Here is a 14,029-nt window from a genome sequence, read left to right as displayed (position 1 = left end):
AGATTGGCTGCCATGTATAGACCTAAGATCATGAATAAATGGGATGCAGTATTAAAAATCTGTATTGCTTTACTGTGTATACCCTCAACTCTTTATGCCGGTGAGATCGATCTCTCCGGCAGCAGATTATTTGTGTCGCCTTCTATCAAATCCCCAGTCAAGGAAACTATCATCCGGGTTCTGCAGGAAGAGGTCCGCAAGCGTACGGACATCCATTTAGGCATAACCGATGGCTGGAGTGGCTCACCCGTTATTGCCTTGGCGCTCTCCTCGGATGGGGTATTGAACGGTAAACCACTTCCTGAAAAGACTCGATTATCCTTACAGGCCGAATCATTCAGTGTCGTGGTAGAAGAAGATAACTCCCATCCGATTGTCTGGCTTATCGGGGCGGATGAGCGTGGGGTTTTGTTCGCTACAGGACATCTGCTGCGTACATCATTGCTTGCCGACAAGCAGATATTGTTCGATTCTTCAAACGCCATACAAAGCGCACCGGAGTATCCTGTCAGGGGACATCAATTGGGCTATCGCAATACCGCCAATTCTTACGATGCATGGACAAAGGAGCAGTATGAGCAATATATCCGGGAGTTGGTCATTTTCGGGACAAACTGTATTGAGACCATTCCTTTTGACAATACGCCCAGTCCCCATATGAAACTATCCAAGGAAGAGATGAACCGGCATATAAGTACCATATGCAAAAATTATGGCATTGATTATTGGGTCTGGACACCGGCTAATGTGGATCTGTCGGATGAAAGCCTGTTCCGTACGGAAGTGAAAAAACACAGTGATTATTACAGGGAGTGTCCGCATCTGAGCCATGTCTTTGTGCCGGGCGGTGATCCGGGAGATAATCATCCGCGGTATGTGATGCCTTTCCTAAAAGCGATTGCCGCTGAGCTGGAGAAGTACCACCCCCGGGCAGGTGTCTGGGTTTCATTGCAGGGTTTCAGCGATGAGCAGATCGATTATTTTTACCATTACCTGGAGACAGAAAATCCTGATTGGTTGCGGGGAGTAGTAAGCGGTCCGGGTAGCCCTCCCCTGTCCGACACGCGCTATCGTCTGCCAAAGAAATATATGCATCGCCATTATGCCGATATTACCCATACTGTCCGTTGCCTCTACCCCACCCTCCGATGGGATCAGGCGTTTGCCCTTACGTTGGGTCGTGAGCCGGTCAACCCACAGCCGTTTTACTATGCCGGATTACATGACCGGTATGCCCCTTTCACCGATGGCTTCCTCACCTACTCCGACGGGGCACATGATGATCTGAACAAGTTTATCTGGAGCCGGAAAGGATGGAGTATGGAGGAAGATGCCACTGGCATTACGGAACAATACGTACGGTTCTTCTTTGGCACCAAACCCGATGATCGTGTAGCAGACGCCATACTGGGATTGGAACGCAACTGGGACGGCCCGATAGAGGCAAACGGGGGGATAGAGATGACTTTCCTGCGCTGGCAGCAATTTGAGGAGGCCTATCCCCGCTTACAAAACGACTGGCGCTGGCAGATGCTGCTTCTCCGCGCTTATTATGACACTTATACCAAGAGGCGGAAGTTATACGAACAAGGGTTGGAACAGGAAGCCAATAAATTGCTCGGGCAGGCCCCGGAAATGGGTGCTGCCAAAGCGATGAAACTGGCTTTGGAGAAAGTGAATGAAGCCGACCTGGTAAATATTGCCCCTTCGTTGAGAAAGAAGATCGATGATTATTGTGATGCGTTGTATCACTCGATAGGTTTGCAGACAAGTGTGGAAAAATATCAGGCCAGCGGGGCTGAACGAGGCTGTGTCCTCGATTTCATGGACTATCCGCTGAACAACCGCTGGTGGTTGTCCGACCAGTTTGAAAAGATCGGACAAATGGAAACCGAAGCCGAAAAACTTTCGGCTTTAGAAGTGATCGCCGGATGGGAAAATCCCGGGAAGGGGAGCTATTACGATAACATATCGAATATCAGCCAGAGTCCGCGGGTAAAGACAACGGTCTATGATGCTACCGATGTGGCCTGGTGGGATCGTGGAAAGAGCCGTAAAAGGCTATCTACCCAGTTATTCCAGAACTTCCCGCAACTCCTGTATGAGGATCTTGATCCGAAAGCACGTTACCTGATCCGTATAGCCGGATATGGCGATGCATTGCTCAGGGTGGATGGGGAGCGTATATCCCCTACCCTCTACAATAAGGAGCTGGAGGAATTCAAAGAATTTCCCATAGATAGGCGATTTTTTCAGGACGGTAAGCTGGAAGTATCCTTTGATGAACCGGAAGAGTCTCACCTGAACTGGCGTCAATATTCTAAGGTTTGTGATATCTGGCTTATAAAGATATATTGATTAAAATCTTATTAGCAGTAAACTATAATCAATTAACAACATAAATTATATGCGTCATGGAAAATAGAAGGGAGTTTATTAAAAAAGTATCGGCCGGGGTAGCTGCTGTGGCCATAGGTAGTAAGGGTTTTGATCTGGGTGCCAGGAGTTATGCCCATATCCCCGGGGCTAATGATAAGATCCGGGTAGGTGTTGTCGGTTTTTCCGACAGGTTCAGGAGTTCGCTTTTACCCAGCTTTATGAACCATGCCCGGGAATTGAATTTCGAGCTGGTAGCACTGTCGGATATCTGGAACCGCCGTCGTGAGGAGGGAAGAGCCTATATCAAGGAAAAAACCGGATGGGATGTCGCCCTGTGCCGCAATAACGAAGAACTGTATGACCGGAACGACATTGATGCGGTCATTATCAGCACCGCAGATTTCCAGCACGCCCTGCATCTGGTGGAGGCAGCAAAAGCGCGCAAGGATGCCTATTGCGAAAAACCGTTTGCGGAAACCATGGATGATGCCAATGCCGCATTAAAAGCCTGTAAGGAAAGCGGTATCGTGGTGCAGATAGGATCACAGCGCCGTAGTGGGGCAAATTACCATGCTGCCCATGATTATATCCAATCCGGAAAATTCGGTGATATCGTGATTGCCGAGATGTGCTGGAACGTGAACCAACCGGGCCGTTGGAGAAGGCCGGACTTATGTGCTTCTATCCGGGAGAGCGATGTGGACTGGAACCGCTATCTGATGAACCGTCCCAAAGTGGCGTGGGACCCACGCAAATATCTTGAATATCGCCTCTTCTGGCCCTATTCGTCGGGCATACCGGGACAATGGATGTGTCACCAGATCGACACGGTACACTGGTTCACCGGCTTCCCCTACCCGCGCAGCGTGGTATCCAACGGAGGGATTTACCAGTGGAAAGACGGCCGTACCAACGCCGATACGCTGACCTCGGTATTCGATTACGGGCCGCTGGATGATCAGGAGAAGGGTTTCCAGGTGGTTTATTCGTCCCGTTTCAGTAATTCTGCCGGGGGTACAAAGGAACTTTACTATTCGAACGGCGGGATGTTGAACCTGGATACCAACGAAATTACTCCCGAGGGCGGGCTGCGTGAGCGTGAGGCATCAGCCATGGGATTAAAGGCCAACCTGCTCGACAAGTTCACATTGCCGAGCGTTACCGTGGAAGCGGAAGCCAATACGGGAGGCGATCCCCTCACATCCGCCCATATGCGTAACTGGATGGAGTGTGTCAGGGCGAAGAATGTGGCCACCAACTGCCCGGTGGAAGCAGGGCATAGCCACACTATTGCCTGTGCCATGGCTAACGCCGCCTACCGGACAGGTATGCGTGCGGTGTACGATCCGGCAACACAACAGATCATGGCTGGAGGTAAGATGTTTAAGTACTAAATAATATTGCCTTATGAAGCTTTTTTATTACAGTATGGTACTGATATGCCTTATGCTTGGAATGACCTCTTTTTCCAACACTTATGAGCCGGAATTTGCTGTGTGTACAAGTGTATCCAATTATCCGTTGCTTAAAGCGACAGGGTATCAGTATGTCGAATCAAATGTGGCATACCTGATGCCTGATAAAAGTGATGCTGAGTTTCAGGAACATCTGGATGAAATAAAGAGATTAAATGCCAGAGTTATTTCCTGTACCAGTTTTATTCCGGGCAGTTTGCCACTTATCGGCCCTGAAGCCAAACAGGATGAGGCGGTGGTATGGGCCGACTCCGCTCTGCGTAGGGCCGGGATGGCAAATATTCCCTATATCGTTTTCGGAAGCGGAAAAGCCCGTAATGTACCGGAGAATGTCAGTAAGGGACAAGCTACGGAGCAGTTTATCGCTTTTTGTAGAAAGATTGCTCCATTAGCCAAGAAATACAATGTGACCGTGGTTATCGAGCCTTTGAACAGGGCAGAAACCAATCTGGTCAATTCCCTGGAGGAAGGCGCCCGTATCGTGGAAGCGGTCAATCATCCCAATTTGAAGTTACTATGTGATATATATCACATGATGCGGGAAGATGAGCCGACTTCGGAAATAGTGAAGTATGGCAAATATATCCGCCATTGCCATATTGCCGAAAGAGAAGAACGCACTTCTCCAGGGACCAAAGGGGATGACTTCAGGCCCTATTTCAAGGCATTGAAAGAGATTGGTTATAAAGGATGTGTCTCTATTGAGTGCAGGTGGAAAGACCTGCCGCAGGAGATCCAGCCGGCGCTCTCCTATATGCAGGAGCAGTTCCGATCGTTATAAGTTTTTGACCGAATTTATTTACGAAACTTGAATCATTAATAAAGAAAAATTAAATATTATCGTATGAAACCGACATGTTTAAAATAATCATTAGACATCCGAAGGGAATGATTATTTTAAATATCAAAGGTTCCATACACCGAAATATAAAAAATAAAATAATCGTATGAAAAAAATTCATTTATTGCTTCTTATTGTTTTATCGATATTCTTTGTACAATGTGCATCTACAGGTAATAAGACCGAAGAAAAGGCTGCCCCGCAGATAAAGAACGTGATTGTGATGATTGGAGACGGAATGGGTGTCAGCCAGGTGTATGCGGGATTGACGGCAAATAAGGGGACACTTTTTCTGGAACAGTGTCAATTCGTAGGTTTCTCAAAGACCTATTCTGCAAGCAGCTATATAACCGATTCTGCCGCAGGCGGTACAGCCATCGCATGCGGAACCAAAACAAAGAACGGTGCTATTGGAGTTGATGCGGACGGGAATCCGGTTAAATCGATGCTGGAGTATGCAGCTGAAAACGGTTTGTCTACTGGGGTTGTAGTGAGTTGTGCCGTTACCCATGCTACGCCGGCATCATTTGTTGCCCACCAGCCTAGTCGTAAAATGGAAGAGGAGATCGCAGTCGATTTTGTGAATTCTGATCTTTCGGTCTTTATTGGAGGAGGGAAGAAATACTTCGATGGTCGCTCTGATAACGAGAATCTGCTTGATAAACTGTCTGCAAAAGGTTTCCAGATTGCTTTCAACCTGGACGATATCAAGAAAGTCGGCTCGGGTAAACTGGCAGGTCTGGTAGCAGACGAACATCCGGCTCTCTATCCTGAAAGGGGGGAATTCCTTCCCGAAAGTGTACAGGCGGCTATCAATCTTCTGAAAAACAATGACAAAGGTTTTTGTCTGATGGTGGAAGGTTCCCAAATCGATTGGGCTTGCCATGCGAATGATAAGGATGCCACTATCAGTGAAATGCTGGATTTCGACCGGGCTATTAAAGTGGCTTTCGATTATGCGGACCAGGATCCCAATACGCTTGTCATCATTACCGCAGACCATGAGACAGGAGGCATGTCGCTTACAGGAGGTGACCTGTCGACCGGGGAAGTAGAAGCCAATTATGGTACAAAAGGGCATTCCGCCGTGATGGTTCCCGTGTTTGCCTATGGCGCAGGTGCCGCCGAATTTGCCGGGATATACGAGAATACCGATATTCTTACCAAAGTATTAAAGTTATATGGTATTGAAAAATAATAATATTGCACTGCTGTTATGCCTGCTTTTACTATCGGCAGGACGAGTGTCTGGCAACGACTCTTTTTCTGAGCAAACAGACAGGAGTCGGTTACTTGCAATTAAACCGGTGATCCTTCATTCGGAAATAATCCCGGAGCCGGCTTCAGTACCGTCAGCACATGCTTCGACCATTGTGGATACCGATGACGGCTTACTGGCAGCATGGTTCGGGGGTACCTACGAGAGGCATCCCGATGTGAGTATTTATACTTCCAGATTCAAAAATGGCCAATGGAGCGAACCTGTTAAAGTGGCCGATGGCGTACAGAATGAGTCACAGAGATTTCCCAGCTGGAATCCGGTCTTATTCAAACGTGACAATGGGGACTTGATCCTTTATTACAAAGTAGGGCCAAGTCCCAGTACCTGGTGGGGTGAATACAAGATATCGACCGATGAAGGTAAGAGTTGGTCTGCCATGGAGGCTATTCCGCGCGGATGCCTCGGGCCGATCAAAAACAAACCGGTCATCATCCCCGGAGGCAAAATACTCTACCCTACCAGCATAGAGATCGTAGGCAAATGGAATGTCTATATGGAGATGTCGAACCAGGATCTGACGGATTGGGAAAAGATAGAGGTCGACAATAATGGTTTTGACGCTATCCAGCCTTCAGTATTATTCCATAAGGATGGAGCCCTTCAAATTCTCTGCCGCTCGAAAAACGAAAGAGTGGTGGAGTCCTGGTCGTATGACAACGGTAAAACATGGTCGCCCCTGGCACCGACCGAGCTGCCCAATAATAACTCCGGTACGGATGCTGTGACCCTATCCGGTGGCTTGCAGTTGATTATCTACAATCCGGTTACCTCAGGTAGGAATAAATTGGCGATAGCCGGTTCATATGACGGTAAAATATGGGAGAAGCTGATCGATCTGGAAGACCAACCCTCCGGTGAATTCAGCTACCCTGCCATTATACAGGATAAGGACGGGATTATCCATGTGACTTATACCTATAATCGCGAAAAGATCAAATACGTGCAATTGAAGTTCTAAATTGATGAGGCTTATGTCGAATTTAACTTCAAAAAAATCCTATCCATGGTTAGTGGTGGCTATGCTGTGGTTTGTAGCGCTGTTGAACTATCTCGACCGGCAGATGCTTGCCACCATGAAACCATTTATGGAAGTGGATATAGCAGAACTGGTTACCGCAACCAATTTTGGACGGCTGATGGCGGTATTTCTCTGGATATACGCCTTTATGAGTCCATTATCGGGTATTATTGCCGACCGGCTGAACCGCAAATGGCTGATCGTGGTCAGCCTCTTTGTCTGGTCGGGAGTAACCCTTACCATGGGGTATGCCCGGAATATAGACCAGTTATATATTCTGAGGGCCGCTATGGGTGTCAGTGAGGCTTTTTATGTACCTGCCGCCCTCTCCCTGATTGCGGATTATCATCAGGGAAAAACCCGGTCATTAGCCATTGGATTTCACACTTCAGGGATCTATCTCGGGCAGGCATTCGGTGGATTCGGAGCGACTCTGGCCGCAGGTACCTCCTGGCAGTTTACGTTTCATACATTTGGCCTTATCGGAATGATGTATAGTTTGTTGTTGATTGCCTTTTTGCGTGAAAGAAAAACCTATTCGATCGATACAACCAGGAAGAGGTCTGTCAGGCAGGAATTCAGTGCAATGGGAAAGGGGCTGTCCATGCTTTTCTCCAATATTGCATTCTGGGTAATCCTCTTTTACTTTTCTGCACCGAGTCTGCCGGGATGGGCGACTAAAAACTGGCTGCCGACACTGTTCTCGGAATCACTCAATATGGGAATGGAAAAAGCAGGGCCTTTGTCGACTATGACATTGGCAATGGCGTCGTTAGTCGGTGTGTTGGTCGGAGGATATATGTCCGACCGTTGGGTAGCGAAGCGGTTAAAAGGACGGATCTATACTGGTGTGATCGGATTGGGACTCACTATTCCGGCATTGGTGTTGATCGGTTACGGTAGTGGTTTGGCCTTGATTGTTACCGGAGCACTTATGTTCGGTCTTGGATTCGGGATCTTCGATGTGAATAATATGCCGATCCTCTGCCAGTTTGTGCCGTCACGTTATCGTGCCACCGGTTACGGGTTTATGAATCTGGCAGGTATTTCTGCCGGGGCAGTGATTACCAATGAGCTAGGTAAAGCGTTGGATGCCGGTCATATGAATACTGTTTTTATTGCGATGATCGGAGCGGTTGTCATTGCCATTATCCTGCAGTTGACTGTCCTCAGGCCCAGAACGATAGACATGACGGATGAATTGCTGGAAAAAATGAAATAACAGGAAATTTTTCTGTTTTATTCTTCGGAAGAGATCTCTTCGTATTGTTGCAAGACCATAAAGTGATTTATACAATCGGGGATCTCTTCTTTTCTGTGTGTGACATAGATGAGGGACTTCCCGTTTTGGTGTGCAAAAGACTCTACGATGGATGTACACCGTATTTTGTTATGCCGGTCTAATCCGTGGAAAGGCTCATCAAGGATCAATAATTCAGGATTTTTGATCAGCGCCCTGGCAAAAAAGAGTAACCGCTGTTCGCCCGAAGAGACTTTCAGGAACGGCCTTTCTTTCAAGTGTGCTATTTGTAATATTTCCATTAATTTCTCCGAGAGAAGAGCCTGTTGTGCATTGCACTTGCGGTATAATCCGATACTGTCAAAAAATCCGGAAGCAACCACCGCCGAACAACTTACATTTTCCCTGTAATAAAGGTGTAATTCTGAAGAGCTGAAGCCAATACGCCGTTTGATATCCCAAATGCTTTCCCCGGTTCCTCTTTTTCTCCCAAAGAGGCGTATATTCTTAGCATATGCCTGCGGATTGTCGGCAAAGATATAACTGAGTAAGGTCGACTTCCCGGAACCATTAGGCCCCAATAGCGCCCATTTTTCGTCCTTTAAGATTGTCCAGTTGACATCCTTCTGAATGATTCTTTTCCCGTAAGCAATATCCACATGGGTCATCGATACAAGTTCATTGCTTTCGGGGTTACGGTCTTCGGGTGTGAAATCATCCCAGTTGATTCCGGGAAGAGAAGCTGTCATAGGCAGGCTTTCCAGGATGAAACCAGATTTTTCTCCATGGAAGTTGACCGAGCAGTGTTTCATCTCCAGAATATGCGTCGTGCAGGCCGGCAGGTCGTCGAATGACGGAGAAATAAACAATAGCCGGATATTACAGCGGTTAAGAAGAAACACAAACATTGCATTGAGAGACTTACGCGATTCTTCATCCAGACCGATAAAGGGATTATCGAATATCAGCATTTTCGGGTTGTCGAGCAATACCTTAGCTATAAGAAATTTCCGTAATTCCCCACTTGACAGGTGGATAAACTTCCGATCCATTAGCTCGAAAAGATGGAAAGTTTTGAAAATAAGACGATTCTCTTCGGAGAGGTTGTCTAATGGTAATAGATCACTTACCAACGGTATTTCTTCATTTTCGGAGTTATTGAATCGCTGTTGATAGAATAGCTTACGGTAATCGAGTAGGGAATAGGCGGCGTTGAACTCGATCTTCCTGATCTGTTGGGAAGGTAACCGGAAACCGCCTTTTTTATCCGGATCATCTGAAAAATGATACCGGATATTACCTGATTGTATTGCTATCTTTCCACATATCAGTTCCGATAGTAATGATTTACCACTTCCGTTACGCCCTGTAATGCCCCAAACCTCATCACTGTTAATTTGCCAGTTGATAGGTTGTGTGAAAGGTGAATCGGGCATCCTTGGTATAACGTTGTCCAGTGCAATGACCTGATGCATAAATGTTTGAAGTAAGATGAAAGAGCCTTATCCCGCCACGTTTGTTTGTATCCCTAACCCTTCCACCCTGGCAGCTATTTTCTGCAAATCGGCGAGAGGCGCTTTTTCAAGCGCTGAGGCGGGCGTTTCCCGGTCGATGGTGTAGATCATCACCTCGCGGGGATTAAGCGCCCTGACGACCTCTAACCATGCTGAAACCTCCTCTTCGGTGGTGTTGTCGATTTCGTGTCCTTCAAACCGGCCTCTTAAGAACAGGGTCTGCAGGATGAAATTACCCTGAAAACGTTGATAGAGGGCTACCTGTCTCGCTACTGAATAACCGGGCGCATTGGGACGGTCGATCAGCCGGACGGTCTCATCGATTGCCGAATCGAGTTTCACGATGGGGTTTTCTATTTTCTGAAGTGCTTCAAATACTTCCGGTTTATTGAGGTGCATGCCGTTGGTGAGCACGCTTATTTTGGCATTGGGGAAATATTGGTCGCGTAATTCAATCGTATCTTCAATAATACCTTTGAATTCGGGGTGCATCGTTGGTTCGCCATTACCGGCAAAAGTGATGACATCGGGTGTGACTCCCTCCCCGCGGAGGGATAGCAATTTATCTTCCAGCGCCGCCCGTACATTTTCCCGGTCGGGCAACTTCGTTTTGGTCCGGAAATCTTTATTAAAACCACATTCGCAGTAAATACAGTCGAATGAACAGAGTTTGCCGTCATATGGCAACAGGTTCATTCCGAGCGATATCCCCAACCGCCTGCTGTGGATGGGGCCAAAAACAATTTCATGAAAAAGTATAGTGGACATATGATTGATAACTAAGAACTAAAAGTGAAAAACTAAAAATTAAGAATGAGAAATACAGCCATTAAAACCATGACAGGATCCGGTCGGTACCGAAAGCGATCACAAAATACCGCAGAAATTTCCCGACAGTCATCGATATCATTACGATAGGTGCGCTGGCCCGCATAAAACCTAATGCGACCAGCATCAGGTCTCCTACGGCGGGAAGGAAACCGAAAAAACCCATGGCCGCTCCCCTGGTTTGCAGGAGGGCAATCATCCGGTCGATCTTCTCCCGGTCGATCTTGAACCATCTTTCGAGCCACTCTATTTTACCTAACCGGCCCAGATAATAACAGGTGGCACCGCCGATCGAGTTACCTATGGTAGCATAGGCGATGCTCGTACCAATATCCGATCCGGTCGCGATCAATGCCGCGAATACCACTTCTGAACTGAACGGCAGGATAGTAGCTGCCAAGAAAGATGCCAGTAGAAGTCCCCAATAACCGTATTCCGCTAATCCGTCAAGCATAAGATAATCTGCTAATCATCACATCACCACATCGACTAATGTGCTGCCAGCCAATTCTCACCCACACCAATATCGGTCTTCAGCGGAATCGACAACCGGCAGGCATTTTCCATCTCCTCCGTCACGATGGCTTTTACTTTTCCCAATTCATCAGGAAACACATTGAAATTCAATTCATCATGTACCTGGAGGATCATTTTGGATTGTAGTTTCTCTTCCTGCAACCTATTGAAAATGCGGATCATCGCTATTTTGATGATATCCGCCGCGCTTCCCTGGATAGGTGCGTTGATGGCATTCCGTTCTGCATATCCACGTACGACCGCATTGCGCGAGTTGATATCGACAAGATACCGTTTACGTCCCAGAAGTGTTTCCACAAAGCCTTTATCACGTGCCCGGGAAATGCTTTCATCCATATATTGTTTCACCTGCGGGAAAGTATCAAAATAACCGTCTATCAGTTCTTTGGCTTCGGTACGGGAGATGGTAAGCCGCTCCGACAGGCCGAAGGGGGTGATGCCGTAGATAATCCCGAAATTGGCCGTTTTTGCTTTGCGCCGCATATCACCGGTCACCTCTTCGAGGGGTACCTTGTAAATTTTGGCGGCAGTGGCGGCATGGATATCCTGCCCTTTGTTAAATGCTTCCGTCATATTCTTATCGCCACTCAGGTGCGCCATGATACGCAATTCGATCTGTGAATAGTCCGATGAAACAAACAGGCATCCTTCGTCGGGAATAAATACTTTACGCATCTCCTTGCCCCGTTCATCGCGGATGGGGATATTCTGCAGGTTGGGGTTGGTGCTGCTCAGGCGTCCTGTGGCGGCTACCGTCTGGTTGAACGAAGTATGTATCTTTCCGGTACGGGGATTGATAAGGAGGGGGAACGCATCGATATAAGTACCGAGGAGTTTTTTCAGGCCCCTCTGTTCCAGTATCTTTTCTATGATAGGATGCCTCGACCGGATCTTCTCCAACTCCTCTTCACTGGTCTTATACTGTCCTGTCTTGGTTTTTTTCGGTTTGTCTACGATCATCAATCGGTCAAAAAGGATTTCCCCTATCTGTTTGGGAGAGTTGACATTGAACTCGATACCGGCCATATCGGTGATTTCTTTTTCAATCCGTTGCAGTTCGGCCGTGTATTGGGTGGAGAGCTCTTCCAACGCTTTCAGGTCGAGCCGCACTCCGGTCCATTCCATATCGGCCAGCACATAGACAAGGGGGCATTCAATCTCGTAGAACAGTTTCTCCAGCTTGTTTTCGTGGATTTCCCGCTCCAGTATATTCTTCAGCTTCAACGTGATGTCGGCATCTTCTGCCGCATAATCGGATACGATTTCCGGATCCACATCACGCATACACTTTTGATTTTTACCCCTCGGCCCGATCAATTCTTCGATATGGATTGTCCGGTATTTGAGGTAAGTCTCCGCCATATAGTCCATCCCGTGCCTGATCTCCGGGTTGAGGAGATAATGGGCGATCATGGTGTCGAAGAGTTTTCCTTTCACCCGGATATCGTAATTGCGGAGCGAGAGGATATCGTATTTGAGGTTCTGACCGATTTTGCCGATAGACTCATTTTCGAAAAAAGGCTTGAAGATTGCAGTCTGACGACAGGCTTCTTCGCGGTCTGCAGAAATGGGCACATAGTAAGCTTCTCCCTCTTTAAAGGCAAAGGAAAGTCCTACCAGGTCGCTCAACAGGGGATCCATGCCGGTAGTCTCGGTATCGAAGCAGACCTCTTTTTCCCGTGACAACTTTTCACACAATTCAGTCATTTCCTTTTCCGACCGTATCATTGTGTATTGATGAGAGGTTGTGCGGATGTCGGTATATCCGGCAAAGAGGGTCTCCGCAGGTACAACTTCTTGTATAATTTCTTCTTCGATGGTAGCGAAGAGATTGCCCTGTATAGGCCCTTTAGGGGTAGCGACCACCGTTGTCCGGCTGAACATGCGGTTCAGGAATGTGCGAAATTCCAACGCCTCGAAAAGTATTTTCATCGCCTCTTCGTCCATCTCTTTCCGGGCAAGATCGTCCTCTTTTACTTCAATGGGAACATCGGTTTTGATGGTGGCGAGGAATTTTGAGAAAAGTATCTGTTCCCGGTTCTCTTCTACCTTCTTTTGCAATGCCCCTTTCAATTGACGGCTTTGCGCCAGGAGGTTTTCAATGGAACCGAACTCGTTGAGCAGTTTTACGGCCGTCTTTTCTCCCACTCCCGGGCAGCCCGGAATATTATCGGAAGCATCCCCCATCAGCCCCAGCAGGTCGATCATCTGGGCAGGGCTGGAAAGTCCATATCTCTCCATTACCTTTTTGTCGTCCAGAATATCAAAATCGTTGCTGCCGTATTTGGGTTTGTATATAAAGATATGAGGTTCGGCGAGCTGCCCGTAGTCTTTATCCGGTGTCATCATATACACATCAAAACGGTCTTTGTCTGCCCGTTTGGCAATGGTACCGATCACATCGTCGGCCTCATAACCGGGTACTTCCAATATGGGAATATTGTAAGCAGTGATAATCTGTTTGATGATGGGCACCGACCGCTTGATATCCTCCGGGGTTGCTTCACGCTGCGCCTTATAGGCTTCGTATTCCTGATGCCGGAAAGTGGGGCCGTCGGGATCGAAGGCGACAGCGATATGCGACGGGTTTTCCTTATGGAGTACTTCCTCCAGCGTATTGACAAATCCGAAGATGGCGGATGTGTTCTCGCCCTTTGAGTTTACCCTCGGGTTTCTGATAAACGCGTAATAAGAACGGTAAATGAGTGCGTATGCGTCCAGAAGGAAAAGTTTGTTTTTGCTCATAAATATCAATTGTATTAGATGTTTTCTACACTTAACATAGGCAAAACTTGTTTTGACTATATGTTCGTTCATCGAAAACATTAGAAAAAATCTGATTAAGAAATGTAAAGTTACGAATATTTGTTGCTGGGAGGAGAATAATTTATAAATTTGTGACATAAAATTCAGGA

General features: G+C 47.3%; 10 protein-coding genes. 6 read left to right on the top strand and 4 right to left on the bottom strand.

Annotated elements, in window-relative coordinates:
- Positions 1 to 12 precede the first annotated feature (12 nt).
- From ABV001_RS13750 to ABV001_RS13725, 6 genes are all read left to right on the top strand, one after another.
- The gene (locus tag ABV001_RS13750; RefSeq protein ID WP_352423335.1) at positions 13 to 2,358 is read left to right on the top strand and encodes a hypothetical protein; all 2,346 of its coding nucleotides are present in this window, start codon (positions 13 to 15) and stop codon (positions 2,356 to 2,358) included.
- A gap of 56 nt (positions 2,359 to 2,414) precedes the next feature.
- Positions 2,415 to 3,773: a Gfo/Idh/MocA family protein gene (locus ABV001_RS13745; protein ID WP_352423334.1), complete on the top strand. Its 1,359-nt coding sequence runs from the start codon at positions 2,415 to 2,417 to the stop codon at positions 3,771 to 3,773.
- A 13-nt stretch (positions 3,774 to 3,786) separates the two neighbouring features.
- Positions 3,787 to 4,635, top strand: a complete 849-nt coding sequence (locus tag ABV001_RS13740) for a sugar phosphate isomerase/epimerase family protein (RefSeq protein ID WP_352423333.1) — start codon at positions 3,787 to 3,789, stop codon at positions 4,633 to 4,635.
- A gap of 166 nt (positions 4,636 to 4,801) precedes the next feature.
- Positions 4,802 to 5,893, top strand: a complete 1,092-nt coding sequence (locus ABV001_RS13735; RefSeq protein ID WP_352423332.1) for an alkaline phosphatase — start codon at positions 4,802 to 4,804, stop codon at positions 5,891 to 5,893.
- Complete coding sequence (locus tag ABV001_RS13730; protein ID WP_313380891.1) at positions 5,877 to 6,935, top strand: sialidase family protein; 1,059 nt, start codon at positions 5,877 to 5,879, stop codon at positions 6,933 to 6,935. The genes ABV001_RS13735 and ABV001_RS13730 overlap by 17 nt, the downstream gene beginning before the upstream one ends.
- A 13-nt stretch (positions 6,936 to 6,948) precedes the next feature.
- Entirely contained in the window at positions 6,949 to 8,217 is a 1,269-nt protein-coding gene (locus ABV001_RS13725; RefSeq protein WP_352423331.1) for an MFS transporter, read from the top strand.
- Positions 8,218 to 8,234: 17 nt separating this feature from the next.
- Here the strand turns inward: ABV001_RS13725 and ABV001_RS13720 are convergent, their stop codons facing one another.
- The 4 genes from ABV001_RS13720 to polA all read right to left on the bottom strand — a co-directional run bounded on the left by ABV001_RS13720 (position 8,235) and on the right by polA (position 13,859).
- Positions 8,235 to 9,710 carry an ATP-binding cassette domain-containing protein gene (locus ABV001_RS13720; protein WP_352423330.1) on the bottom strand — a complete coding sequence of 492 codons (1,476 nt, stop codon included), beginning with the start codon at positions 9,708 to 9,710 and terminating at the stop codon, positions 8,235 to 8,237.
- Positions 9,711 to 9,737: 27 nt separating this feature from the next.
- Positions 9,738 to 10,517 carry a radical SAM protein gene (locus ABV001_RS13715; RefSeq protein WP_352423329.1) on the bottom strand — a complete coding sequence of 260 codons (780 nt, stop codon included), beginning with the start codon at positions 10,515 to 10,517 and terminating at the stop codon, positions 9,738 to 9,740.
- 61 nt (positions 10,518 to 10,578) lie between these two features.
- Positions 10,579 to 11,031 (bottom strand): YqaA family protein, encoded by a 453-nt coding sequence (locus ABV001_RS13710; protein ID WP_352423328.1) that lies wholly within the window; start codon positions 11,029 to 11,031, stop codon positions 10,579 to 10,581.
- Between the two features lie 35 nt (positions 11,032 to 11,066).
- The gene (gene polA / locus ABV001_RS13705; protein ID WP_352423327.1) at positions 11,067 to 13,859 is read right to left on the bottom strand and encodes a DNA polymerase I; all 2,793 of its coding nucleotides are present in this window, start codon (positions 13,857 to 13,859) and stop codon (positions 11,067 to 11,069) included.
- Positions 13,860 to 14,029 lie beyond the last annotated feature (170 nt).

This window comes from Proteiniphilum sp. (assembly GCF_040307845.1).
Taxonomy (GTDB): Bacteria; Bacteroidota; Bacteroidia; order Bacteroidales; family Dysgonomonadaceae; genus Proteiniphilum.
This window is presented reverse-complemented; position numbering and strand designations above follow the sequence as displayed.